We start from the raw sequence: 25,506 nt of genomic DNA, 5'->3' as shown, positions 1-25,506 counted from the left end.
GGCTTATCCATAAAAGACTTAAATCAAAGCTACTGGTTTAAATTAACCCTGAAATGCAATAATCACAACTTTACGCTTAACAACCATCTTTAAGATAAGTAAAAAGGACTGGTTAAATGCAGCTATTCTGTAAGCAATTCATTAACTGTGCCAACCAAGTCAGCAAACTCCTCATCAACATGTGCAATTTGTTTAGGGCTTAAGGTTTGATTTAATTTAACCAGCAACTGTGCGTATGCCCTTAAATTTTCCTCATTTCTCTCAATGAGTTCAGCACTCATAAACAGCTCTCGTTCTGTAATGATAGTGCGTAACTGCTGCGCAAATTGGGCATCATCAAGGGTTTGCTGATTAAACAGTGCCTCAAGTGCACCTAACCGAGTTAGTTTATAGTCATACCATAAATTGCTGGTGCTGATATATTCACTGTTGGCTTGTGACACTAGCGTTCGCTGCTCTGAGGTGAGCTTACCAAGCCATTGTTCGTAGTAGTCTAGTTGCCTGTCTAAACGAGACTGCTGATGCTCCTCTTTGGTTAATGAAGCGTGCTCTTTTATTTCATCATTAATTTGCTCACGAATGTTTTCTACCATTTCACTGCGTTGTGATGGAGTTAACGTTTTTGCCAGCTCGATTAAGGGATCACTCGCGTACAAAAGTAAATTGCGCCAATGCTGCTTTACCTGCGTTATTTTTGCCATTAACTGCGCTGTATCGGCTTGTTTATCGAGCAACTGCCTTAAGTCGAGTAAATCGGCTTTATATTTTGGTAACTCAACCTCTCGATGCCAATCTCGGGTGTTATTAATAATCACTTTTAACTGCGTTGATTGGCTTTTGTTTAAGTCGACATAATCGTCTATCCAAAACGAAGACAGCCAACCAAGGTTGTTATAAGCAAAGGAGGTAGAACAACTGGCAATAAACAATAAACTGGTTATAAAAATAATTTTGCTTAGTTTTATATTTTTTAAATTATTTAACATTAACAGACCCCGTTTTATGATGCTTTAGTTGCCAAAAATCATCATAAGTAATTATGTAAGCCATTGCTCGCTTTTATTTTTTTCATTTTTCTATAGAATCGCAAGCTAACGCAATTTTTATCATGACTATGTGCTTAAGTTTAGAATTTTTGAGCTATAGTTAAAGCTACTTGTTAATACGTTTGTATACCTAGGTTATAAACGTTGGCGTTATTAATTTAGCTCATAATTTTTTACCTATCCCTAATAGATTCACTAGGTAAGTTTTACTTTTATGGCGCTTACATAGAACGACAACTAATTTGGAGACATGCTTATGTCACAGTCTAATTTTAAAGCACTGCTACTGGCCGGTATTATGCTCGCTACCCCTCTTGCTCATGCTGGACTAGAAGAAGGGATCAGAGCTGCTAATGCGGGTGAATTTGAAGAAGCACTTAAAGAGTTTAATTATTTAGCTGACAAAGGCTATGCACCGGGTATTTACGAATTAGGTAAGCTATACGAAGGTGGCCATGGCGTTACCCGTGATTATTACAAAGCAGCTGAGCTTTACCAACAAGCCGTAAAGAAAAACCATGTAGATTCAATGTTTGCACTTGCGGTTTTATATGATGAAGGTAATGGCGTTAAATTAGACAAACAAATGGCCATAACCTTATTTGAAAAAGCAGCAAATAAGAACCTTCCCGCAGCACAGTATAACTTAGGTGTAATGTACGCAAATGGCGATGGTGTTAGCCAAGATTATAAAGCCGCCAGAACATGGTATGAAAAAGCCGCTGCTAATAATTACACATTGGCGCAGTTTAATTTAGCACTGATGTATTTTGAAGGCTTAGGAATGCCAAAAAATCTTGAAATGTCGTATGTGTGGAATACCATTGCCGAGTATAATGGCAACATGCAAGCCAGTCACAGCCGTAAACTTGATGAACGTACTATGCTCCCGAGAGAGGTAGCTGAGGCCAAAGAAAAAGCCGATGCAATTTATACCAAAATTTTAGCGGGTACTTATGCTGGCGAAGGACGACTGTTTTAAGTTAGCTATTAAAAAAGCTGAATGAAGTGATTCATTCAGCTTTTTTATTTTAAGCGTTGCAAGCTATTTTACATAAAGCCACTTTAGCACTTTGATCAGTAATTTATTTTGTTTAAGTAATAAACCAATGCGCGGGTTAACCGAGCCAGAGACTAAGGTATTTTTTGCATGGCTAAAGGTGAGAAAACCTTCTTTACCGTGATAATGGCCCATCCCCGAATGCCCCACGCCACCAAACGGCACATCATCGGCAGCTACTTGTATTAATGTGTCGTTTACAGCAACTGTTCCGCTAAGTGTTTGCTTAATAATGTACTGTTGCGCCTGTTTATCTTGACCTAAAATATAAAGGGCTAATGGGTGGTCGCGTAATCGAATATAATTAAGCACGTCTTCTAATTTGTCGTAACTCATAATGGGTAAAATGGGGCCAAATAGCTCTTCTTGCATTAATGTCATCTCATCTGTTACGTGCGTAACAATATGCAGACCCATACGATGCTTTTCGCCATCTTGCTGGTTTTGTTCAAGCGGTTTAGTAATTTTAGCGCCTTGCTCTTGTGCTTGCTCTAAATAACCTAGCAAACGCTGATAATGTGCAGGGCTTATAATCGAGGTCAGGTTTTTGCCTTCAACACCTTGCTTAAAGTGTTTTTTATAAAGGATACAAAGCGCTTTAATGAATTGGTGCTCCAATGCTTTAGGAACAAACACGTAATCAGGCGCTACACATATTTGCCCTGCATTGGCCATTTTTCCAAATAATAATGCACGCGCGGCTTTATTTACATCGGCTTTTTCTAACACAATGACGGGCGATTTTCCGCCGAGCTCTAATGTTACCGGCGTTAAATTTTTACTGGCCGCGGCCATAACTAACTTGCCAACGGCAGTCGAGCCTGTAAATAGCAAATGCGCAAATGGCAATGATGAAAACTCACTTGCCACGTCGCTACCACCTTGAATAATTGTGCAGTGTTGGCTTAATTCACCTGCAAATATTTTTTCAATAACGGCATTGGTGTTAGGCGTAAATTCACTGAGCTTTAACATCACCCTGTTACCCGCTGCAATCGCAGTAATAACAGGTACCAATGCTAGTTGAATAGGATAGTTCCATGGTGCAATCACACCGACCACGCCAATAGGCTGATAGGTTACACTTACTTTTGAGGGCCATAAGCTTAACCCCGCGCTGCGCTGACTTGGCTTAGACCATCGAGGTAGCTTTTTAATAATATGCGCAAGTCCCTGCATGGTGGGCAAAATATCCCCCACTACGGTATCGAACGCCGTTCGGTATCCAAAATCTTTAGATACTGCAGCAATCAAGTCTTGCTCTAACGTTACAATGTTAGCGCGTACTTTCTTGAGTAAAGCAAGACGTTGCTCAATGGGTAAATAAGGGGTGTCTTCAAAAGCATGCTTTAGTTCATTAAATTGCGAACGCAAAGATCCTGTAGATAATGTGTCAGTGTTCAAAATAAGCTACTCGATTTATAACGTTTTCAAGACTATAACCTTGTTCTGTTACTCGAGCAATAAAGAGTGATTTTGCAACACGAGGAAAAGGATTGCAAAAACACTCATAAGGTTGGTTGGAACTCATACCGATGCACTGCTTTTGTGTGCATCGGTTATCTGTTTTGTTAGCTAATTAGAGGGAAGCTATTAAAAGCCAAAAACCTGAGCTGCTATGGTCATTGTTACTAAAGTAATTAAAACAATAGCGACAATATTTAACACAAAGCCAGCACGGATCATGTCTTTCATTTTAATTTCACCCGAGCCAAACACAATCGCATTGGGTGGTGTGGCTACTGGCATCATAAACGCACAACTACACGCAATCGCAGCTGGAATAACCCACACTAACGGACTGCCAGTTATTGACTCAGCAACTGGGCCTAGTAAGGGTAAAAAGCCTGCGGCTGTTGCCGTATTACTGGTTATTTCAGTTAAGAAAGTAATGAGTGCCACCACCACAAGAATGCTCATAACTAAAGGAATTGCACTGGCCCCTTCAATCATATTAGCAATGTAATCAGCTAATCCTGATGACTTTATTTGCGAGGCAAGTGTTAATCCGCCACCAAATAAAAGCAACACACCCCACGGCACTTTAGCGGCACTTTCCCAATCTAAAATACGCGCATCGCTGCCTTTATTTGCCGGTAGTACAAACAGTAGTAATGCTGCAGCAATAGCAATACCGGTATCTGAAATTTTAAGCCCGGTAACATCACCTAATAAAGGTCTAAATATCCAACAAATAGCGGCAAGCACAAATACAAACAACACGCCCTTTTCAGCACGCTGCATTAGACCTAAGTCTTTTAATTGTGAAGAGAATACCGCTTTGGTATCAATACGCTTGTTCGCTTGTACATTCGCATCGACTTTATAAGTGAATTTAGTTAACCAAATCCAGCTGATCAGCAACATACCGAGCGCTAATGGCACACCAACAATCATCCACTCGGCAAAGCCAATTTCAATCTGATAACTGTCTGATAGGTACGCAGCCATTAATGCATTTGGTGGAGTACCAATTAATGTAGCAATACCACCAATACTTGCGCCATAAGCAATCGACAGTAAAAGGGCTTTACCAAAACCTTCATTACTAGGATCTGAGCTTTTAACTAAATGGGTAATAGATAAAGCGATAGGAAGCATCATTACTGCGGTAGCGGTATTAGACATCCACATTGATAAAAATGCAGTCACTAACATCATCGCTAAAATTTGTAAGCTTGGTTTTTTACCTGCATAACGCATTGTTTTTAATGCAATACGCTTGTGTAACCCCCAACGCTCCATCGCTATTGAGATTAAAAAGCCACCTAAAAATAAAAAGATCAGCGGATGCGCATAAGGCGCTGCAACACTTTTTATCGCTGCTATATTAACAATCGGCGAAATCACTAAAGGGAGTAACGCAGTAGCAGGAATAGGCACTACCTCACTCACCCACCACGAGGCCATCCAAAATGCTAAGCCTGCGGTTTTAAATGCTGCCGCCGACATCCCTACTGGCGGCTCAACTAAGCAAGTAAGTAGCATGACACATGGGCCAAGTAACAATAACAGCCATTGCATAAATGGCTTTTTATTCGCGTTATTTTCTAAAATACGTTTTGTCATTTGTTTAGCCCTTAAAATTTATATTTAAGACCAAGTGCAACACTGCTATCAGCATTTTCTTCTAGGTCGAGGTCAGTGTATAAAAGGTAAGCTGTGGTTTGCTTGTCAAATACATAATCTACACCCGTGGTCCACTGGGTAGCGTCTGATGTTTGACGTAGTTTTGAATCATCTTTTGCAAATTGTACTTTAGGTACCCATTTGTCTAACTTATAGCTTGCGCTTAGTACATAACCGTTGCCAGACTTAGCGCCGTCAATCGATTCTGAATGCTGGTACAATGCCCCTAATTGTAATTTTTCAAACTTATACACACCCGCAATACGGCTTGCTTTTATGTTATTAAGCGAATCGACATGGCTGATTGAAATAGAGTAAGGTGTTTTATTTAAATTACGGTCGCCGTAAATTAGCGTAGCAGCAAATCCTGCTTCGTTATCTTTGTTGTCATCTTTTGGTGCATAGGTAAATGAAAACTGCGCGTTATGCCAATACTTAGAGGTATAGGTGATGGTATCGCCTAAGCGGTCTTGCCCTGCAATTACTTGAGCAATATCAGCTTGGGTTTCGTTAAAATTATCAAGCTTACCTTCTGAATATTTAAAGCGCGTGTCGTTTCGCCCAACCACCACTTCACCAAATGCGCCTTTTAGGCCCAAGTAAGTATTGCGTGCTGCAAAAGGCTCATTGGTATCGTCGTGTTCAAAACCTTTTACTTGAACTTCGTATTTAAATACCGCGGTAAAATACTCATTTAATTTATGGTCACCTTTAATGCCAATACGCGAAAAAGGGGCATCTATTTGCGTGCCTTCGTCAGCGTAACGCATTATGCCTGTATCGGTGTTAGCAATTTGTACTTCGGCTTTACCATACACTGTGTAGTCTGCTGCAAAAGTGGTTGCAGGTAACGTGGCAGCACTGCATAACGCAGCAAGTACTGAACCTTGGAATATATTGTTTTTCATTATGTGTCTTAATTATGTGATGCTACTTGTTGTCTGCACCTACAAAGCAAGAACATGACCAACTAAAAAATAATAAATACTTTCAGTAATTTAAAAAATAAAGGTTTAAAAATAAACATTGAAATGTGCGGGTTTCCACACATAAAAAACACTCAATATCACCATTTCCACCCATTAATCGGTGAACATATCTCGATTAAGGTTATATTTACTCATTTTATCGTAGAGGGTTTTACGCGCAATTTGTAAGGTTGTCATGGTGTCTTTAATGCTGCCATGGTTAAGCTCTAGCGCCTCTTCAATTAAGGAGTGCTCATAAAAGCTGACCTTTTCGGCTAGGCTCAAATCTAATGATAGCGTGCTGTTGCTTGAATCACTTTGTGCAAATGCCAGATCGGGGCCTAGCAATACCGCGCGCTCGGCTTGATTTCTCAATTCCCGCACATTGCCAGGCCAATCGTGCGCTAGTAAACGTTGTTGTAGTTCTATATTGAGCGCCCCTAACGGTTTATGGAAGCGGGTCGCAGCAATAGAACTAAAATGCTTAAATAACAGTGGAATATCTGCTTTTCTGTCTCTCAATGCAGGAATACTGACTTTTACTAAACTCAATCGGTAATATAAATCGGCTCTAAACTCACCTTTTTCTACCAGCGAAAGTAAATCGACTTTGGTGGCTGCGACAATACGAATATCAAGTTCTATCGCTTTATTAGCACCAACGGGGGTTACTTTTCGCTCTTCAAGCACCCGTAGTAATTTAACTTGAAGTGATAAAGGAGTGCTTTCAATTTCATCTAAAAAAACGGTGCCGCCTTGAGCAAACTCAAATTTACCTTTGCGATCGTGTGTTGCGCCAGTAAAGGCTCCGCTGATAGCCCCAAACAGTTCGCTTTCTATTAATTGCTCTGGGACTGCGCCACAGTTAATAGCCACAAACTGACAGCTTGAACGGTTACTATGATCGTGTAAATAGCGAGCCACTAATTCTTTACCTGTGCCAGTTTCACCTTCAATTAACACATCAGCCGGGGTATCAATCACCGTATTGAGTAGGTTCATCATATGCTGCATTTTAAGCGTATCACCTAAAATACGTACACCGGGCGCCGACGTTTTCTCAACCGCGCGCTTCAGCGCTCTGTTTTCCATTACTAAGGCACGTTTATCTGAGGCTCTGGCAATACAATCTAATAAATTTTCGTTCAGTGGTTTTTCAAATAAATCATACGCGCCCAATTGCATCGCTTTTACCGCAACAGAAACATCAGCATAACCGGTTAAAAATATCACTGGTAGTTCGCTATCGAATGCTTTTACCTGCTCAATAAACGTTAAACCATCCATAGTGGGCATGTTTATGTCACTAAGTACAATGCCACAAAAACTGCGATTTAAGCGACTTAAGGCAACACTTGCATCACTAAAACACTGTACCTCATACCCCTCGAGCGTTAATAGCTGATTCAATGAATCGCGGATCATCGCTTCATCATCAATAACAATAATCTGTTTGCAAACAACGGCTTCAATCATTTTTAGTGGCCTCTATGCTTGATAAACTAATAATAAATTGCGCACCGCCTTCAGGGCGATTATGTGCAGTTAAGTACCCATTAAATGATTCAATAATTTGCTTTGAAATCGACAAGCCCAGCCCTAACCCGTTACTTGATTTGGTACTATAAAAAGGTTCAAAAATAGACCCCAACACATGATGCTCAATACCAGGGCCACTATCTAATATAGAAAGCTTAACGCGCTCTTCAAAGCATTCAACATCAAAACTGAGCTCTCTAACTGGCTCACCTTTCATTGCCTGTGATGCATTGGTGATCACATTAACCAATACTTGTTCAAACTTTAACGCATCGACCCACACCGTGATCTCTTGCGAAAACTGCGGTGCACTTACGTTAACATCGTCTTGTTTAAGTTGCGGATGGGTGATCATCAACGCATTGTTTAATAACGCCGACAATGGATGAGGCCGAAGTTGCATGGTCGCCGGTTTACTAAAGTGTTTAAGCTGCGCCACTATTTTATGCACCCGCTCTACCAAATTCTCAATAATGATTAAGTTTTCACTTAATGCGTTAAGCCTTCCCTTTTTTAGGAAAATTTTAGCACTGGCTAAATAGGTGTTCATTGCGCTGAGCGGTTGGTTAATTTCGTGATTAATGCCCGCACTCAATTGCCCAATAGTGGCTAATTTTGCCGACTGTACTAATGCGGTTTGGGCTTTTTCGAGTGCTTGAGTACGCTCTAGTACTTCGAGCTCTAAACTGTGACGCGAATACAGTAATTTTTTATACCCGGCAAAGCGTGCCAATAAGCTATATCCAACAAAAATAAACACCCAATAAAATAACACTAGCCATAGTAATCTAGGCACCTGTAAGGCGTTAATGTTTGAAATATCAACAAGCACTGTCATGGTTGCATTCAGATGAGTTAAGGGTCTTGAGGCGGCAACGTATTCATCTTCAGCAATTTTAAATTGCTCAATGCCTTGGCTTTTGTAGCGCTGTTGCTTAATTTGTAGCGGTTGATGATCTAAGTAAGCACGGCGCTGTTTAATATCACGACGCGCGGTAATATCAAGCTCTGTAAAACTATTTAAACGCCATGCGGGTTCATCTGACATGGCAATAATATTATCGGCAAGTTGCAAATAAAAGTGGCTTCCTTTTGAGGTATTTAAAAGCGAACGATCGTTTTCAAATTTAGCGACATTAGTTTTAAGCGCCACCACGCCAATGGCTTTTCCATCTAGGTAAATAGCTTGGGAAAAATAAATTCCGCGCTCTTTTGAGCGCTGACCAAGTGCAAAGTATGCGACCTTTTCACCGGCAAACGCTTGTTTAAAATAAGGTCTAAATGCAAAGTTACTACCTAAAAATGTATAGTCGGTTTGCCAGTTACTACTGGCAATAACATCGCCATGAGTATCTAGTATGTATACATCTGAGGCACCACTGGCTTGTTGAATATCAGCAAGGTAATTGTTAATTGCATTAAAGTGTTGTGATTCATTATTAGTAAAACGAATCAATACGTTATTTTCAATTAGCAGCTGAGGGATAGCCGCAAATCGAGCGAGTTCGTTATCGATATAATTATTTAATTGGATGACTTGTTGATCAGCTTGAATTTTGGCTTGCCCTAAATCATAAGCACGACCAAACGAAAAGGTGATCACCAATAATAGTACTAACAATATACAGGCAAAAATAATTTTTTTGGGGATGGAGAACATAAACGCCTATGACAACTATGATGCCAATAATAAGTAATAGCCAATATTGTAACGAGTTATCCCCCTTTGCAGAAGAAACTTTTTGTTAACAATTATACTGAAACTAAAAAACCGTGAAATATTACATTCCACGGTTTAATCACCTTTTAAGGTGTGCTGTTTTAGCTTAATTTACGCTTTTGCAACGACAGGTTTGTCTTTAAAATATTTGTATAAGCCAATTAATGAGGCTGCAATCCAAAATATTTCAATCACAAAGCTTGCTAAGTTAAAGTTATAACAAAGGCTAATAAGTAACAAAATAGCGCCACTTAAATTCATTAAGTTATACGTTAAACTTTTAGGTGAAACTTTATTTAGTTGCAGCAAAAAAAATGAACCAACCACTAAAAAAGTACCACTCATACCAACAATATCAAATAAAAGTGCGATCACACGTCTATCCTTTTCCATTTTAAAACCCAACTGACTGGCCCAATCCATGGGGAGGGTTTTTTTCAATCATTGAAACAGCAAAACCAGCGAAGCTTACCAGTGAAATAAAAGCAAACAAGGGCTTATGTCCGCCCCGCACTACTTTAGGCTATAAACGAAAGGTTTATTTAAAAGTAACTTTACCACCAATCATTTTATAGGCAGGGGTTCCTCTTATAATTGTAGGGCGGGCAAAAGGTCGTTCACAGCCTGGGCATACGCATTCAGTATGGGTGTGATCTTGGGTTATTCTTTCTATAAAACATTTTACTAAAGCACCTTTGCCACCTTTACGGTATTTGAATAACGGTGCCTTACACGCAGAACAAAATATATCGACCGTTTTTGTAGGCCCTTTTTTATTGGGCTTAGCCATACTTCCTCAATAATTACTTTACGATTAGTTAATAGCATAATGCTATCACATCAGCGGTAGAAAATAATGAATGGCTGTTGCGCTAATATATTTTTTAAACAGTCGGTAGATAACTCTACTTTATAAACGATTCGCTTTAGGCTTTTATCGATAAACGGGTTAATTTAGCTGATAACACATTCATATTAAAAGGCTTTACGATAAAGCCTGACACTTTAGCATTAATCGCTTTTTTGACAGTCGAAGAACTATCTTCACAGGTCACCATAAGTACAGGAAGGTTTTTCAGCTCGGCATCTTTTCTAATATTATCAAGTAAAGTAATGCCATCCATTTTAGGCATATGAAGATCTGTTATAACCAAATCAAACGTTTGATTTTGCAGTATGTTTATTGCTTGAAGCCCATCTGTGGCTTCAACAATATCTATATAATCCAACCTCCTTAACATATTAATTAATACATGACGCATTAACGGCATATCATCAACAACAAGTATTTTCATGCGTATGTTTTACCAAAATAGCTGCGAGCAAATTTTCATTAAAACAAAGTAAAGGCGACACGTCAATCCAAAAGGTATTAACAAAAACGTGTTATGTGTAGTAACAACATTAGTTAACAATACCTATTGCCGCAAGTAATCAGATGGATACTTGTATCCCCTTATTTTAGCTAAACAAAAGTTTAAAAAATTCCAAACGAAGCTTGGGTTATATGTGCTAAGCTTTTTGCACTTAGTGTTACTTCTAACCCGCGTTTTCCGGCACTAACATATATCATTTCAAAATCTAACGCACTGGAGTGTATGTATGTTTTTAGCCGCTTTTTTTGGCCAACGGGGCTAACTCCTCCCAAAATATAACCGGTACTCGCCTGCACTTTTTGTGGGTCTGCCATCATCACTTTTTTTACTGCACAAAGCTTCGCAAGCTGTTTTAAATTAACCTGCTGAGTGACGGGAGTCACCGCTACAATAAGCTGTTGCTCTGAGGTTTCTAGCACTAGGGTTTTAAATACTTGGGCGCTGTTAAGATTAAGCTTTTCAACCGCTTCGAGGCCGTAATTAGTATTGTTTATATCGTGCTCGTAACTAAGTATGTCAAACTTAATATCGCTTTTTTTTAGCTGCTCTATAGCGGGGGTCATCTGATAAAGTCCAAAAATAAATTTCCCTAATAATTTAGCACATTAAACATAAAAAAACGGCGCTAAAAAAGCGCCGTTTTTACTAAGGTCTATTGATCCTGCTCATTACTTAGTTAAGTCATCAAAAAACTTTTTAACCCCATCAAAAAAGCCTTGCTCTTTAGGGCGGTTTTTTGAGCTGTCTTTGCCCATACTTTCATCTAATTCTTTAAGTAAGGCACGTTGACGCTCGTTTAAATTAACTGGCGTTTCAATCACAACCTTACAAATTAAATCGCCTTGAGCGCCACTGCGTACTGACTTAACACCTTTGCCACGCATACGGAACATTTTGCCCGTTTGTGTTTCTGACGGTATTTTAAGCTTTGCACGGCCATCAAGCGTTGGTACTTCAATTTCACCGCCAAGGCCTGCGGTGGTAAAGCTTATTGGTACTTCACAATATAAATTGTTGGCTTCACGAACAAATATTTTGTGTTCACGAACAGATACTTGCACATACAAGTCACCTGCTGGTGCACCATGCATGCCTGCTTCGCCTTCACCTGATAAGCGAATACGATCGCCAGTATCTACGCCTGCCGGGATTTTAACCGATAGCGTTTTAGTTTTTTCTACACGGCCTTGCCCATGACATTTATTACAAGGATCTGAAATGATCTGACCTTGTCCATGACATGTCGGACAGGTTTGCTGCACGGCAAAAAAACCTTGGCGCATTTGTACTTGGCCTGCACCATTACAGGTTGTACATGTCTTTGGCTTTGAACCCGCTTTAGCACCACTGCCATCACATGGTTCACAACTAACCCAAGTAGGTACTTTAATCTCAACGTCTTTACCACGAACTGCTTCTTCTAAACTTAAGTCCATGTTGTAACGTAAATCTGAGCCACGTTGCTGACGTGATTGACGTCGACCACCGCCGCCACCAAAAATATCACCAAATACGTCACCAAAAATATCACCAAAATCACCTTGGCCGCCGCCAAAGCCACCGTGACCACCGCCACCACCTTGTTCGAAGGCTGCATGGCCGTATTGGTCATACATTTGACGCTTTTGCGCATCAGTCAGTATTTCGTAAGCTTCTTTAACTTCCTTGAATTTAGTTTCAAGGTCTTTATCACCGGCGGTACGATCGGGGTGATATTTCATCGCTAAGCGTTTATACGCTTTTTTTATGTCTCGCTCACTCGCATCTTTGCTTACGCCGAGGACTTCGTAATAATCGCGTTTTGACATATCTATCACACTACTCTTTTCTATTTACAGCGTTAGCTGCTGGACAAACCGATAAATCATATCGATTTATCATTGAATTTTTAAAGCGTTTTATGCACTTCTCTTTACATGCAAAAGGCGCGTTAAGCTTTAGCCTACGCGCCTCATGTGTTCATCCTAACTCAAACACTTGATTTGGTCATGTGTTTTAAATTAGCGAGAAGCGTTAGCAACAATTACTTGTCGTCTTTAACTTCTTCGAACTCTGCATCAACAACATCGTCATCTTGTTTAGCTGACTGTTGTTGTTCACCAGCGTCACCACCAGCTTGTTGTGCTTTAGCTTGAGCGATTTCCATTAGCTTTTGAGACTTTTCAACAAGCGCTTGCGTTTTCGCTTCAATCTCAGCTTTGTCGTCACTCTTAATCGCTGCTTCTAGGTCAACAACAGCCGCTTCAATCGCGTCTTTGTCTTCGCTTGGCAGTGCATCACCCGCTTCTTCAATTTGCTTACGTGTACCGTGAACAAGTGCGTCAGCTTGGTTACGTGCAGCTACTAACTCTTCAAACTTTTTATCGTCTTCAGCATGCGCTTCTGCATCACGAACCATCTTTTCAACTTCTTCATCGCTTAAACCAGAAGATGCTTGAATAGTGATTTTTTGCTCTTTACCTGTATCTTTATCTTTTGCAGATACATGTAAGATACCATCGGCATCAACATCGAATGTTACTTCGATTTGTGGCGTACCACGTTGTGCTGGGCGAATACCTTCTAGGTTAAATTGACCTAGCGATTTGTTATCACTTGAACGTTTACGCTCACCTTGTAACACATGAATGGTTACTGCAGATTGATTATCTTCTGCTGTTGAGAATATTTGCGATTTCTTAGTAGGAATCGTTGTGTTTTTCTCAATTAGCGCTGTCATTACAGAGCCCATTGTCTCAATACCTAGCGATAACGGAGACACGTCTAGTAATAGTACGTCTTTCACGTCGCCTGCTAGTACACCACCTTGAATTGCCGCACCCACAGCTACCGCTTCATCCGGGTTAACATCTTTACGTGGCTCTTTACCAAAGAACTCAGCAACTGTTTTTTGAACTAGTGGCATACGTGTTTGACCACCTACTAAAATGATATCGTTAATATCATTTACAGATAAATCAGCATCCGCTAATGCACGTTTAAGTGGCTCAATTGACTTAGTTACTAAGTCTTCTACTAATGACTCAAGTTTAGCACGCGTTAGTTTAACGTTCATGTGCTTAGGACCTGTTGCATCGGCAGTTACGTACGGAAGGTTTACTTCTGTAGATTGTGCAGATGATAGTTCGATTTTCGCTTTTTCAGCCGCTTCTTTAACACGTTGCATAGCAAGCGGATCATTTTGTAAATCGATACCTTGGTCTTTCTTGAATTCAGCTACTAAGTAGTTAATTACGCGGTTATCGAAATCTTCACCACCTAAGTGAGTGTCACCGTTTGTAGCAAGTACTTCAAATGTGTGCTCGCCTTCTACTTCATCAATTTCAATGATTGATAAATCGAAAGTACCACCACCTAAGTCGTATACTGCAACAACGTTCTCACCTTTGTTTTTGTCCATGCCGTAAGCAAGGGCAGCAGCTGTTGGCTCATTGATGATACGTTTAACTTCAAGACCCGCAATACGACCCGCATCTTTTGTTGCTTGACGTTGTGAATCGTTAAAGTATGCAGGTACTGTGATTACAGCTTCAGTTACTTCTTCACCTAAGAAGTCTTCTGCCGTTTTCTTCATTTTTTTAAGTACTTCTGCAGAAATTTGTGGTGCAGCGCGTTTTTCACCACCCGCTTCAACCCATGCATCGCCGTTATCAGCTTTGATGATTTTGAACGGCATAATACCGATATCGCGTTGTACTTCTTCGTCTTCAAAACGACGACCAATTAAACGCTTAATTGCAAATAACGTGTTAGTTGGGTTAGTAACCGCTTGACGCTTAGCAGGTTGACCTACTAACGTTTCACCGTCTTGCGTGTAAGCAATAATAGACGGGGTTGTGCGATCGCCTTCCGCATTTTCAATAACACGTGCTTTATCACCATCAAGTACTGCAACACAAGAGTTTGTAGTACCTAAATCGATTCCAATAATTTTACCCATGAATCTTCTCCAACTTCAAATTCGTTAATACGTTCGATGACTAGTAAATAGGGATGCCACAAACTTAATTCAACTGTAAAAATGAAAAAAAACGCATTTTTTTTAATTTATTTACTAAATAACCCTAAAAAGAGTAGGGATTGCTGATTTTTTGTAATTTGGGAGCTTATTTTTTGTCTAGTCTGATGAGTTTGGGTGTGATATAAATTTAGCAAATAACAGCAAAAGGACATTATTTGTGCACTTTGAACAATTATTAAAACAAGCTGCCCAAGCGAGTCAGGAAACAGACCCGTTAACCAATACCATGCAATTTCCTGCTAACTGGTGCCAAGGTCGTACTGCTTTTGGTGGCCTCTCTGCTGCGTTACTTTATCAAGCAATGCGCAATAAAGTTGATTCATCAAGAAGATTGCTTTCTTTAAGTACAAACTTTGTAGGGCCATTATTGGCTGAAAAACCGTTTTCATTATCGGTAGAAATATTACGTGAAGGTAAAAGCAGTACCCAAGTGCTCGCCAAGGCTATTCAAGATGATGCGGTGTGTGTCATCGTGCAGGCCTGTTTTGCAAAAAATCGTAACTCATCAATTAATGTGCCGGTATCAAAGTCGTTAACCTTACACCCTGTAAACGAAGGCCATTGTTTAGGCTTTGTACCTGGGAAAATGCCAGAGTTTTTTCAGCATGTTGATTTATGCCCACAGCAAGGCGCCATGCCGTTTAGTAGTGCGCAAACCTCTCACCTTGGTGGTTGGATGCGATTTAAACACAAGCCTGAAGAAATTACAGAAGCTCATGTTATTGCTCTTACTGACGCATGGCCGCCAACATTACTACAAATGTTTAAGCAACCAGCACCGGCTAGTAGCATGTCGTGGTATTTAGAGTTTGTACAAGCGCCTAATTTAGTGCCAGGTGAATGGTTGGGTTTTGAAGCAATCACTCATCATTCAAAAGATGGCTACGGCTTAGAAGATGGCTGTATTTGGTCACAATCGGGGGAGCTTATTGCACTCACCCGTCAAACTGTTGCCTTATTTGATTAATTAAAGAGCAGTGAAGTCGCGCTGAGTATATTGCTTATCTAAGTTAAGCATGATGGTGCGATATTCACCACTTTGAATTATGTTGGCCAAGCCTTTATCAAACTGCAGTCTCAGCAAATCATTGTTAAAATACGCAGGCCTTGCCACAGATGGAAAAATAGCATGAATAACAAAATCTTTAGTGGCATTGGCTTTTTGATATTCCTTTAAATAGTGAAGAAATATAAGTCTATCGAGAATAATCGTATCAACCCACCCTGCCATTAAATGGTGTATCTGCGCTTGTTGATTGAATACTTCTTCATAGCCTCTCAAGTTCTCTAAGTTGTGACCAAATTCTTTAGGTAAATAAGCAGGCGCATTTTGAAATGCTAAAACACTTTTAGTCGCCAGATCGTAAATAGTATTAATAGTGAAGTTACTCTTTTTAAGACTCACTACCACATTCTCATAACTAACAACCGATTGGCTTCGATATATGCCAGCAATTAAAATACCCGAGTAATTCAATGCAATATTAACATGGCCTTGATTCAATAAAGCATCTGCACGCTGATTTGACATGTAATGTACATCAACCTAATTTATCTCTTGATTGTTAAGTGCTGTCTTTACAATCTCGAGCTGAATACCTGAATCATTTTCACTTATTACATAAGGCGCAACAGTCGGGTTAGCCGCAATAATGACTTGGTGCTGCTTAATACCATTAACAAATGCAAAACTATCGCCACATAAACACACTAAGGCCAATAAAAATACAATTTTCACTCTTTCACCTAATCCGTTTTTATTTTCAGTTATTGGGGTTACTTTTCTTTAGTAATTTAGCCGCAGCGTTTGTATTTAACTATTATTTATAGCAATATTTAAATTATTAAATTAATTACAAGCTAACATTTTGCAAACTGCCTGCCCAAGCTGTGATCTTATCATTGATATTCCCGAGATTAATGCCAAACAAGTGGCATTGTGCCCACGCTGTAGCCATAAGATCCGCGGTATTAACATAAACCATGACACTGAAATAGTCGCACTGAGTTTAAGCGCATTATTAATGTTGCTCAGCAGTATGTTTTATCCGTTTATCTCTTTTAGTAGTAATGGCATTACCCAAACTATTACCCTGCCCGACGCAGCACGGATTTTATTTAACTATGATAGTGACCTACTTGGCTTATTTATCGATATCAGCATTATTATTTTACCTATGAGTTTGCTGATTATTTTGATCCCTTTGCATTTAGGCGCACTCAAAGCACTGCCGCAAGCAGTTGCAAGAAAGCTATTAAAATTCACTTTAACGCTAGAGCCTTGGATCATGTCAGAAATATTTTTGATTGGTGTTTTAGTTAGCATGGTAAAAATAATGTCATTGGCTGAGGTTAGCTTTGGTATCAGCTTTTTTGCCTATGTGGGATTTGTTATTTTTTATATTAGTGCATTAACGCGTTTAAATCGTGCTAGGCTGTGGTCACAAGTAAGCCCTGTCACTACACTTCAAAATACTTCAAACACTGAGCGGGCTATTGATGAGAATATAAAAGCCTGCCATGTTTGCCATCAACTGAGCGTTGAATCAATCTGTCCTCGTTGCCACAGTAAAACGTATTTAAGAAACCCCTACAGCGTACAAAAAGCGGCTGCATGGTTAGTTACTTCTCTGATTTGTTATATTCCTGCGAATTTGCTCCCTATTATGTACACTATTAGCCTAGGGGATGAAACACCTGCAACCCTTATTTCGGGTGTTATTACGTTATGGAATAGCGGCTCATACCCTATTGCTATTATTATATTTTTTGCCAGTGTGGTGGTACCGTTAGCCAAAGCGCTTATTTTGAGCTTTTTGTGCTTTATGGTTACAAAACCTGCCAACCTGCATACAAAAGGTTACACAAAAGTGTATCAACTTACTGAATTTATAGGTAAATGGTCTATGATTGATGTGTTTGTTGTGGCTATATTAGTTGCACTAGTGCAGCTAGGAAACTTAATGTCGGTTACACCCGGTTTGGGCATCGTCTTTTTTACCGTTATGGTATTATGCCAAATGATGGCGGCACACGCATTTGACCCTCGCCTACTGTGGGACTCACCAAAAATAATAACGCAGAGAATAAAGCATGATTAAAACAGCTAACGTAGCACAAAAACCAAGTATTTCTGCAATTTGGATCATTCCTGTGGTTGCCTTATTTGTTGGTGTTTGGATGCTTTATCAGTATCAATTAAATAAAGGGCAAACAATCTACATCACTATGCCCCAAGCCGAGGGGATTATTGCTGGTAAAACAGAAATTAAAGTGCGAAGTGTTAAAATAGGTCAAATTGATCACGTCCGCCTTTCTGATAGCCAAGACAGTGTAATAGCCCGAGCACAAATAGATAAAAACTATGATAATTTACTCACCGAAGATGCCAGTATTTGGGTAGTAAAACCACGCATTGATGAAACTGGTATCAGTGGTATGAGCACCCTACTTTCAGGAGTTTATTTAGAGTTTTCACCGGGAGAAAGTAGCCAGCTTAAAAAACGCTTTACCCTGCAAGAAGAGCCCGCATTAATTGGTAAAGATGTTCAAGGTGGGCGCTTTAAGTTACTCAGTTACAATGCTGAAGTACTTGATGTGAGTACTGGCATATTTTTTAAAAACTACAAAATAGGCCAAATAGAAACCGCCACCTTTGATTGGAAAAACCAAGCAATGCAATACGGTATTTTTATTAAAGCCCCCTATGAGAACCTGATCACCTTAAACTCTATTTTTTGGGTTAACTCAGGTATTGAAATAGATCTCTCTGCTGATGGCATAAATATTAACACCGGTTCACTAAGCAAATTATTAAAAGGCGGTATTTCTGTTGGCTTACCTGATCAGCAAGCCCCTGGCGATTTAGCACAAGATGGTCATAGCTTTTCTTTAAGTCAAAGTTATAAGCAAGCTTTAGAAGAGCGTTTTTATGATTTTGATTATTACCTTATTGAATTCGAACAATCGATTAGAGGACTCCGTGTTGGTGCGCCAGTTGAGTATAGAGGTACACGCGTCGGCACAGTGGTTGAAGCGCCCACCAATGTAATTATAGATGGGAAACCGGCTCATTTTCGCGCCAAAAATACCGCAGTTCCAGTATTGATAAAAGTAGAATATGGTCGTTTATACCATATCACCTCGGTAGCAAAAGAGTATTGGAAAACAAGCGTTAACGAGTGGATTAAAAATGGCATGAGAGCGTCACTTAAACCGGGTAATTTGCTAACCGGTGCAGTTTACGTCGATTTTGACTTTTATACCGACACCCCAAAAAGCGAGCTTAAAAAACTTGCTCAATACGATGTATTTCCTAGTGTATCGAGCGGTATAACGGTACTTGCCGATCAAGTATCGGATGTACTTAATAAAGTGAATAACTTAAAAATTGAAGACAGTTTAGCCAAAATGCAAACTACGTTTAGCGAGTATCAAGCTCTGGCCAGTGAGATGCGCACATTATTAAATAAGCCCGATACACAAAATTTACCTGGCGACTTTAATCGTAATCTCGAAAAAATAACCAAAAGTATGGAACAATTTGAAATAACCATGCGCCAGTTTGACAAAACCATGGCAAGCTATCAAGCAGGCTCTCAAATGCACTACCAACTTGAGCAAACACTGCTACAAATTAAGCGTTTAACAGAAGAGTTTCAGCCTCTTACTCGTGGCTTGAACGAGCAACCTAATATGCTCATTTTTGACAAATCACTACCTAACGATCCACAACCGAGGAAGCAATAATGAAAGCACTATTTTTACTTTTAACGGGTGTGATCTTTATCAGTGGTTGCAGCTCTGCTATTCAAACAACAATTCAGTATTACCAATTTGAGCAGCCCATTAATGACTCTTCGCGAAATGTGCAAGATACACAGGCACAACTGCGCGTGCAAACAGTTACCCTAAGAGGCGCATTGAATAATCGGGGTATTGCTATGAAAGTAGATAGTAATCAAATCCATGCTGCTAATTATCATCTATGGGGTGAGTCGCCAGATATTATGCTCAGTGCCAGCGCGCAGCAAACATTATTTAATACCATGACAAACTGGATGGTTATTAAAGGCTTACCCGTTATTACCGACCAACAGCAACAAACATTTTACGAATTAGAATACGAACTACACCACTTTAACGGTGATCTGCAAGGTAATGCAGATATTTCAGGTCTATGGCGTTTATACTACACTCACCCAGAATCGGGTAGGCGTTTACTAAGCATCCATAATTTCTCATCTGTTATGCCAATCGATGCTGATGGCTATGATTCATTGGTGGCTACTCTTGAAAAAATGTGGCAACAAATCAACATCCTTGCGGCAAAAGAAATTGAAAAAGCGCGAATTTAATTTCGCTCTGTATCAAGTAAATATACATCTACCGCAATGTTAGTGCTTTCTATTATAACTTGACCTTGGGTTTTAAAACCGAGCTTTTGTAATACATTTTTTGATGCGCGGTTATCACAGCGGGCGATCGCCGTAACCTGTTTAATCCCCAAGTTTTGTCTATGGTTTAGCAAGGTATTTGCCGCTTCAAAAATATAGCCCTTTTTTTCAAAACCGTCTTTTAGCGCATACCCTAAGTCGGGATATTGCAGAACAGCTCGCTGATAAAACCCAACAATACCAACTAGTGTTTCATCATGTAATGCGATTATATAAGGCCCAAAGCCATGCTGCTTATTGGCAGATATAAAACTGTCTTTGATGTATTTTTTAGCGTCGTCTAAGGTATAAATACCTTTATCACCAATGTATTTAGTGAAATTAGCCTGATTAACCAACTTAAGTAACTCCGACGCATTTGCTATTTGTGCGAAGCGTATGTGTAAGCGCTCTGTTGTAAAAGCAATATTCAAAATAACTCCTGATAATATTTTTCACGACCCGATATTTTTTTATTGACTGAAATAAAAAAGAAGATTATTTTTGCGCCGATGTTTTTAAAGGCACAACAATAGCGGCATGCATTCCTTGCGCCGGCTGGCGCCAAAGCCAACGCGTTTCACTAAAACTATTAATTCAACATAATTTTTTAAGTGCCCTTCACGCGTACAAAAGCAGTGACTTGGAAAATGATTTAACAACAAACTTATCATCTTCTTTGTTTTTGTATAAGCAGTTTACTTTTTAAATCTGCTTTTAATTTTGTGATCTTATAAATGCTTGAACCTTCTGCGTTAACTCTACTGCCGCCTGCGGTAGTGGTTGTATTGGCTGTTGTTTTACGCCGCCCTATTTTATCGTTACTGATTGGTGCATTAGTTGGCTTTGTTTTAGCTGACCCTAGCAAAGTTCTCTCAAATTTTGCCAGCACATCACTCAAAGTAATGACAGATGAAACCATTGGTTGGTTAATACTTGTGTGTGGCGGCTTTGGTGCGCTTATTGCCTTATTAGTGCGTACTGGAGGGGCTTCAGCGTTTGGTAGTTTGGCTTTAAAGTACACCCGAGGTAAACGATCCTCCTTATTTATGACCTTTTGTTTGGGTGTCGTGATATTTATTGACGATTATTTAAACGCGCTTACCGTGGGTGAAACCATGAAGCGGATCACCGACAAATTCAAAGTGAGTCGTGAAATGCTCGCTTACGTTGTTGATTCAACGGCAGCGCCTATTTGTGTACTCGTCCCTTTGTCAACGTGGGCTGTATTTTTTGGTGGCCTGTTAGTGGATAACGGCATCGCAGAAGAAGGCAAAGGCATTGCCGTTTATATTCAAGCCATTCCGTACATGTTTTATGCCTGGTTTGCGGTGTTGACTGTGGTGCTGGTTATTGCCGGCGTGATCCCTACTTTTGGCCCAATGAAAAAAGCCGAGCAACAGGCGCTAAGTCACGCTCCTATTTTAGAGCCTGTGATTTATACTCAAGTACAAACCGCCGATGAATATGCAGTAAAAGCAGCGGAAGAACACTTTGAAGATGCCGATCCTAAAGGTAAGTTATATAACTTTTTGTTGCCGATTATTTTATTAGTTGCATTTACCGTATATTTTGAAATAGATGTGTACAAAGGTCTATTAGCGACAATGGCTGTCACTTTGCCATTTTATGCGTTACAAAAATTAATGAGCTTCAGCGAAATGATTGAGCGTATGCTGGATGGTTTTAAAAGTATGATCCCCGCAATAGGAACCGTGATTGCCGCCTTTATTTTTAAAGATGTATGCGACTTAATTGGCTTGCCACAATTTGTGATTGGCAGCTTAAGCCCGTATATGACCGCTGGCTATTTACCTGCGGTGGTATTTATTGCGATGTCGATATTAGCGTTTGCGACGGGTTCAAGTTGGGGGATTTTTGCGGTTTCAATTCCTATTGTCATGCCCCTTGCGACGGCGGTTGATGCAAATATTCCATTGGTGATTGGCGCATTGCTTTCAGCGTCTTCATTTGGTAGCCAAGCCTGTTTTTACTCTGATTCAACCGTACTAGCAGCACAAGGCTCTGGCTGTAATTTGATCAGTCATGCTATAACGCAATTACCTTATACCTTAATTGCCGCAGGCTTTGCCATCATTGGCTTTTTACTTATGGCCTAACATGGCAATGGTAGCCATTTTACTAAAACCATAATTAACGCCGTTAAAACAAAACCCAGTCAACAATGGCTGGGTTTTGTTTGGTTTTTGAGTAATTTCAACTTACTTTTGCAATTTTATATCGCTGTAGTAAGCATCTAAACTTGTCACTTTAGTTTGGTTTGGCAAATCAGCAAACTCGCTATCACTAAACTTACTGCCACGTAATTGCACATTTAAGCGTGCTGCTTGTGGATTTAACATGGTTTGCTGGTAGTAGTCTTTAATATCAGCAAGGGTGACTTTTTCTACTTCTGCAATTAACTTTTGTTTTGAATCAAAATCAAAGTTCTCACGGTACCAATCGTTAATCAATGGACTCATTTCGTCGCTTAAATTCTTTGGCTGTTCTTTTAACGAAACCAAAGTTGCATTTTTAAGCTGTGCAAATGTTTCTTCACTCATAGCATTAAGCTCAGAAGCGTACTCTTTTTTGAACTTATCAAAGCGTACTTGAATTTCTTTTGGCCCTTTAACCGGTGTTTGAATAAACAAACCAATACCAGAGTAATCCTCAATAGGACGCGCTAACGCCCCTACCGCATAAGCTAGTTGTTCTTCGGTACGCATTTTATCAAACGCGATTGTTCTAAAGTGTCCTTGTAAAACCGCCGCCTGCGCTTTTTGTTTGTAACCTGGCGTTGGGTGAATGGTCATATCGACAACGGCTACATCGGCTACATCAATATCTTTGTGTAATACGCGCGCTTCACCTTGTTGTGGTAACCACGCTTTACTGCGAGCAAACTCAGATTTTGTATGATTATTTGGTAAGATAGCCGTTAATTCAGCAGCAATGGCATCAATATCTTTTTGATCATAGTTACCATAGCTAAATACACGTAAGTTATTATTCGCTAAGGTGCTTTGTTTTAACGCTTGTAAATCAGCGAGAGTCAGTGATTGAGCTGCCTTAATAAGCGCGTCAGTATCAAAACTACCGGTTCTAGTCAGTTTTGAATATTCACTAAACGCTTGTGCATACGGGAACTGTTTTTGCTGATTGAGTAAATCACGTTGATAACGGTCAATCGCTTGATTAAATGCTTGCGCTGAAATTTCATCGTCAAATCCAGCTAACGCTTGTTTAAGTAAAGTATCTTGTTTATCGGTAAAACCACTTAATGATAAAACTAAGCCATTGCTTGAGCTTAAATTAACATTCATACCGGCAATAGCCGCTTCGGTTCGTAGCTGACTTAATTGGGTGTTATATAAATCTGCCCACACAGAATAAAGAACGGTTGAGTTAATATCACGCAACCCTGTTTGTGTGTTGATATACACCTCAACTAAACCTTTAGGCTGCTCTGCAAACTGCTGGCTTGCTTGGCGCCAGATTTTTACACCGTTTTTATCATAGCTAAGTTCAGGGTGTTTTTGCTCTTTAAAAGCCTGCGTTTTAATTGCAAAACTCTCTGGCAGTAAATTGTTAACACTGGGTAAGGCTAAATTAAATTCATTTGGTTTTTCCCAGCTGGCAATTTCTGCGTCGCTAATATCGTTAATTTTATATTTGCCATCGTAAAAATGCAGCTCAGAATCTGTATCTTCCTGTTGAGAAATATACCAAATGCGCAGTGTATCGGCATTAAGTTGCTTAAGTACATTGTTCACCGCATCAGCGTCAAACTTAGCATAGTAGTACGGTGCGTTTATCGCATGATTTAACGGATAATCTTGCATGCTTTGAGTCAGCGCACTGACGTAGCTAAACTCATCGCCCTTTTCTAAAAATTTAAACTGATTATTTAAAGAAGTGCGAATTTCATTAAAGTACTTACTATTAACGCCCTCACGCTTAATCAAGTCAATATATTGCATAATTGTCGCGACAATTGATTCGCGGTTTTTCATGCCTTCATCAGTCAGCTCTATGTTCACATTTAAAGAGCCATAGTTACCATATTGATTTGGTGAAGCAGATGCTGATAACTGCGATACCCAGCCTTTATCACGTAATATTTGTGCTGGGCTACCTGGCATTTCATTGCTAAGTAAATAGGCAACAAAACGATTAGGTTTTACTGCAAATTCAGTTTGATTATTAGTAATTGTGAAATCGAGTTGTAATTGTTTAACGTCTTCGTTTGGCGAGTAAAAAACACGTTTACCACCGGCATTATCAAAATCTAGCTTGGCTGATACTTTTGGCTTTTCAATATTTTTATTTTTAATATCAGCGAAATATTTTTCTGCTTTTTTCTGCATTTCTTCAAGTGGTAAATTAGAAATTAACGCCACTTTCATAATGTTTGATGAATAATATTTATTATAAAAATCAACAGTTTCTTTGTGTAATGAACTATCAGCTTTATCGCCTAACGTTTCAAGGTTACCAATTAAGAATCGATTAGCTGGGTGTTCACCCATCATTTTACGTGCAAGTTTAAATTGGCCAAAAAAGTCCATTTCACGACGCATTGACCACTCAGCATTCACTGCGTTTTTTTCTTTTTCTGTGTATTCTGGGTAAAGCTTAGGGGCTTTAAAAAAGTCTGAAAAGCGGTCTAAGCCTTCATCAAACGCATCGTTATTAATTTTAAACATGTAGTTTGTAATATCGAGCCACGTATAGGCATTATGCGCCCCGCCGTTTTTAGTCATAAAATCGGAGTACCCTTTAGTGTCAGGGTAGCGCTCAGTGCCTAAAAACAACATATGTTCTAGGTAATGCGCCATACCTTGTTGGCTCATTGGGTCGTGCAGCAGGCCGACACCGACACTCAATGAAGCAGCTGATTTTTCTGCGCTTGGATCAGAAACTAAAATCACTTCAATATCATTGGCAAGTGTTAGTGTTTTGTATTCACGATTATCGTTAGGGCTTACAACAAGCGTTGGTGATAAAAGTGATGTTTGTGATGATTGAGAAAGAGTGGCGGTATTCGAACAACCGCTTAATATTGCCAGTGCAATTGCACTTAAGCCGATGATGTGTTTCATTTTAGTTATATCCATTGCTGTTAAATATGGGCTTAGTGTTATAAAAAGACTAAATCACTTATAAACTACCATTATCTATTAAAACTATGCTACTAATTAGCACTTAA

General features: G+C 39.6%; 22 protein-coding genes. 6 read left to right on the top strand and 16 right to left on the bottom strand.

What is annotated here, in order from left to right; all coding sequences use genetic code 11:
• Nucleotides 1-122: 122 nt before the first annotated feature.
• Nucleotides 123-986 (bottom strand): DUF6279 family lipoprotein, encoded by an 864-nt coding sequence (locus tag LOC50_RS17005; RefSeq protein ID WP_036983916.1) that lies wholly within the window; start codon nt 984-986, stop codon nt 123-125.
• Between the two features lie 316 nt (nt 987-1,302).
• Between LOC50_RS17005 and LOC50_RS17000 the strand changes: the two genes are divergently transcribed.
• The gene (locus LOC50_RS17000) at nt 1,303-2,028 is read left to right on the top strand and encodes a tetratricopeptide repeat protein (RefSeq protein WP_250654011.1); all 726 of its coding nucleotides are present in this window, start codon (nt 1,303-1,305) and stop codon (nt 2,026-2,028) included.
• A gap of 63 nt (nt 2,029-2,091) precedes the next feature.
• Here the strand turns inward: LOC50_RS17000 and LOC50_RS16995 are convergent, their stop codons facing one another.
• The 11 genes from LOC50_RS16995 to dnaK form a co-directional block, all read right to left on the bottom strand.
• On the bottom strand, nt 2,092-3,510 hold the full coding sequence (locus LOC50_RS16995) for a coniferyl aldehyde dehydrogenase (protein WP_069438972.1): 1,419 nt from the start codon (nt 3,508-3,510) through the stop codon (nt 2,092-2,094).
• A 189-nt stretch (nt 3,511-3,699) separates the two neighbouring features.
• Nucleotides 3,700-5,175, bottom strand: a complete 1,476-nt coding sequence (locus tag LOC50_RS16990) for an SLC13 family permease (RefSeq protein WP_250654010.1) — start codon at nt 5,173-5,175, stop codon at nt 3,700-3,702.
• 11 nt (nt 5,176-5,186) lie between these two features.
• Nucleotides 5,187-6,143 (bottom strand): porin, encoded by a 957-nt coding sequence (locus LOC50_RS16985; RefSeq protein WP_036983913.1) that lies wholly within the window; start codon nt 6,141-6,143, stop codon nt 5,187-5,189.
• A gap of 174 nt (nt 6,144-6,317) precedes the next feature.
• Nucleotides 6,318-7,679 (bottom strand): sigma-54-dependent transcriptional regulator, encoded by a 1,362-nt coding sequence (locus LOC50_RS16980; protein ID WP_036983912.1) that lies wholly within the window; start codon nt 7,677-7,679, stop codon nt 6,318-6,320.
• On the bottom strand, nt 7,672-9,402 hold the full coding sequence (locus tag LOC50_RS16975) for a sensor histidine kinase (protein WP_069438974.1): 1,731 nt from the start codon (nt 9,400-9,402) through the stop codon (nt 7,672-7,674). The genes LOC50_RS16980 and LOC50_RS16975 overlap by 8 nt, the downstream gene beginning before the upstream one ends.
• A gap of 171 nt (nt 9,403-9,573) precedes the next feature.
• Nucleotides 9,574-9,837 carry a CBU_0592 family membrane protein gene (locus LOC50_RS16970; RefSeq protein WP_008112375.1) on the bottom strand — a complete coding sequence of 88 codons (264 nt, stop codon included), beginning with the start codon at nt 9,835-9,837 and terminating at the stop codon, nt 9,574-9,576.
• A 163-nt stretch (nt 9,838-10,000) separates the two neighbouring features.
• Entirely contained in the window at nt 10,001-10,252 is a 252-nt protein-coding gene (locus LOC50_RS16965; protein ID WP_013463170.1) for a hypothetical protein, read from the bottom strand.
• A gap of 136 nt (nt 10,253-10,388) precedes the next feature.
• Nucleotides 10,389-10,757, bottom strand: a complete 369-nt coding sequence (locus tag LOC50_RS16960; RefSeq protein WP_250654009.1) for a response regulator — start codon at nt 10,755-10,757, stop codon at nt 10,389-10,391.
• A gap of 182 nt (nt 10,758-10,939) precedes the next feature.
• Nucleotides 10,940-11,401, bottom strand: coding sequence for a Cys-tRNA(Pro) deacylase (ybaK, locus tag LOC50_RS16955; protein ID WP_036983909.1), 462 nt, complete (start codon nt 11,399-11,401; stop codon nt 10,940-10,942).
• A gap of 105 nt (nt 11,402-11,506) precedes the next feature.
• Nucleotides 11,507-12,646, bottom strand: coding sequence for a molecular chaperone DnaJ (dnaJ, locus tag LOC50_RS16950; protein ID WP_036983908.1), 1,140 nt, complete (start codon nt 12,644-12,646; stop codon nt 11,507-11,509).
• Between the two features lie 215 nt (nt 12,647-12,861).
• A complete protein-coding gene (gene dnaK / locus LOC50_RS16945) occupies nt 12,862-14,778 on the bottom strand; it encodes a molecular chaperone DnaK (protein WP_069438975.1) in 1,917 nt (638 codons plus the stop codon).
• A 238-nt stretch (nt 14,779-15,016) separates the two neighbouring features.
• Here dnaK and LOC50_RS16940 point away from each other — a divergent pair, with 238 nt between their 5' ends.
• On the top strand, nt 15,017-15,826 hold the full coding sequence (locus LOC50_RS16940) for an acyl-CoA thioesterase (protein WP_036983906.1): 810 nt from the start codon (nt 15,017-15,019) through the stop codon (nt 15,824-15,826).
• Here the strand turns inward: LOC50_RS16940 and LOC50_RS16935 are convergent, their stop codons facing one another.
• The gene (locus LOC50_RS16935; protein ID WP_250654008.1) at nt 15,827-16,390 is read right to left on the bottom strand and encodes a transporter substrate-binding domain-containing protein; all 564 of its coding nucleotides are present in this window, start codon (nt 16,388-16,390) and stop codon (nt 15,827-15,829) included.
• Between the two features lie 15 nt (nt 16,391-16,405).
• Nucleotides 16,406-16,597 carry a hypothetical protein gene (locus LOC50_RS16930; protein WP_250654007.1) on the bottom strand — a complete coding sequence of 64 codons (192 nt, stop codon included), beginning with the start codon at nt 16,595-16,597 and terminating at the stop codon, nt 16,406-16,408.
• Nucleotides 16,598-16,727: 130 nt separating this feature from the next.
• Between LOC50_RS16930 and LOC50_RS16925 the strand changes: the two genes are divergently transcribed.
• Genes LOC50_RS16925 through LOC50_RS16915 form a run of 3 tightly spaced genes read left to right on the top strand, consistent with a single transcriptional unit; the run spans nt 16,728 to nt 20,216 of the window.
• Entirely contained in the window at nt 16,728-17,960 is a 1,233-nt protein-coding gene (locus LOC50_RS16925; RefSeq protein WP_036983904.1) for a paraquat-inducible protein A, read from the top strand.
• The gene (gene pqiB / locus LOC50_RS16920; protein ID WP_036983903.1) at nt 17,953-19,608 is read left to right on the top strand and encodes an intermembrane transport protein PqiB; all 1,656 of its coding nucleotides are present in this window, start codon (nt 17,953-17,955) and stop codon (nt 19,606-19,608) included. Before LOC50_RS16925 ends, pqiB begins: the two co-directional genes overlap by 8 nt.
• A complete protein-coding gene (locus LOC50_RS16915) occupies nt 19,608-20,216 on the top strand; it encodes a PqiC family protein (protein WP_250654006.1) in 609 nt (202 codons plus the stop codon). Before pqiB ends, LOC50_RS16915 begins: the two co-directional genes overlap by 1 nt.
• Here LOC50_RS16915 and LOC50_RS16910 read toward each other — a convergent pair.
• Nucleotides 20,213-20,728 (bottom strand): GNAT family N-acetyltransferase, encoded by a 516-nt coding sequence (locus LOC50_RS16910; RefSeq protein ID WP_250654005.1) that lies wholly within the window; start codon nt 20,726-20,728, stop codon nt 20,213-20,215. The two genes, LOC50_RS16915 and LOC50_RS16910, sit on opposite strands and share 4 nt — an antisense overlap.
• Nucleotides 20,729-21,031: 303 nt before the next feature.
• Here LOC50_RS16910 and LOC50_RS16905 point away from each other — a divergent pair, with 303 nt between their 5' ends.
• The gene (locus tag LOC50_RS16905) at nt 21,032-22,414 is read left to right on the top strand and encodes a Na+/H+ antiporter NhaC family protein (RefSeq protein WP_250654004.1); all 1,383 of its coding nucleotides are present in this window, start codon (nt 21,032-21,034) and stop codon (nt 22,412-22,414) included.
• A 102-nt stretch (nt 22,415-22,516) separates the two neighbouring features.
• Here LOC50_RS16905 and LOC50_RS16900 read toward each other — a convergent pair whose 3' ends face one another.
• Nucleotides 22,517-25,399, bottom strand: a complete 2,883-nt coding sequence (locus LOC50_RS16900) for an insulinase family protein (protein ID WP_250654003.1) — start codon at nt 25,397-25,399, stop codon at nt 22,517-22,519.
• Nucleotides 25,400-25,506 lie beyond the last annotated feature (107 nt).

The organism is Pseudoalteromonas sp. SCSIO 43095 (assembly GCF_023650455.1).
GTDB lineage: Bacteria > Pseudomonadota > Gammaproteobacteria > Enterobacterales > Alteromonadaceae > Pseudoalteromonas > Pseudoalteromonas tetraodonis.
Note: the sequence above shows the minus strand (reverse complement) of the source record. Positions and strands in the feature narration are given on the sequence as shown.

Bases quoted from the DNA above. Each gene is read 5' to 3' on its own strand.
- LOC50_RS17005 (WP_036983916.1), bottom strand. From the start codon at position 986: ATGTTAAATAATTTAAAAAATATAAAACTAAGCAAAATTATTTTTATA.
- LOC50_RS17000 (WP_250654011.1), top strand. From the start codon at position 1,303: ATGTCACAGTCTAATTTTAAAGCACTGCTACTGGCCGGTATTATGCTC.
- LOC50_RS16990 (WP_250654010.1), bottom strand. From the start codon at position 5,175: ATGACAAAACGTATTTTAGAAAATAACGCGAATAAAAAGCCATTTATG.
- LOC50_RS16985 (WP_036983913.1), bottom strand. From the start codon at position 6,143: ATGAAAAACAATATATTCCAAGGTTCAGTACTTGCTGCGTTATGCAGT.
- LOC50_RS16980 (WP_036983912.1), bottom strand. From the start codon at position 7,679: ATGATTGAAGCCGTTGTTTGCAAACAGATTATTGTTATTGATGATGAA.
- LOC50_RS16975 (WP_069438974.1), bottom strand. From the start codon at position 9,402: ATGTTCTCCATCCCCAAAAAAATTATTTTTGCCTGTATATTGTTAGTA.
- LOC50_RS16965 (WP_013463170.1), bottom strand. From the start codon at position 10,252: ATGGCTAAGCCCAATAAAAAAGGGCCTACAAAAACGGTCGATATATTT.
- LOC50_RS16960 (WP_250654009.1), bottom strand. From the start codon at position 10,757: ATGAAAATACTTGTTGTTGATGATATGCCGTTAATGCGTCATGTATTA.
- ybaK (WP_036983909.1), bottom strand. From the start codon at position 11,401: ATGACCCCCGCTATAGAGCAGCTAAAAAAAAGCGATATTAAGTTTGAC.
- dnaJ (WP_036983908.1), bottom strand. From the start codon at position 12,646: ATGTCAAAACGCGATTATTACGAAGTCCTCGGCGTAAGCAAAGATGCG.
- dnaK (WP_069438975.1), bottom strand. From the start codon at position 14,778: ATGGGTAAAATTATTGGAATCGATTTAGGTACTACAAACTCTTGTGTT.
- LOC50_RS16935 (WP_250654008.1), bottom strand. From the start codon at position 16,390: ATGTCAAATCAGCGTGCAGATGCTTTATTGAATCAAGGCCATGTTAAT.
- pqiB (WP_036983903.1), top strand. From the start codon at position 17,953: ATGATTAAAACAGCTAACGTAGCACAAAAACCAAGTATTTCTGCAATT.
- LOC50_RS16915 (WP_250654006.1), top strand. From the start codon at position 19,608: ATGAAAGCACTATTTTTACTTTTAACGGGTGTGATCTTTATCAGTGGT.
- LOC50_RS16905 (WP_250654004.1), top strand. From the start codon at position 21,032: ATGCTTGAACCTTCTGCGTTAACTCTACTGCCGCCTGCGGTAGTGGTT.
- LOC50_RS16900 (WP_250654003.1), bottom strand. From the start codon at position 25,399: ATGAAACACATCATCGGCTTAAGTGCAATTGCACTGGCAATATTAAGC.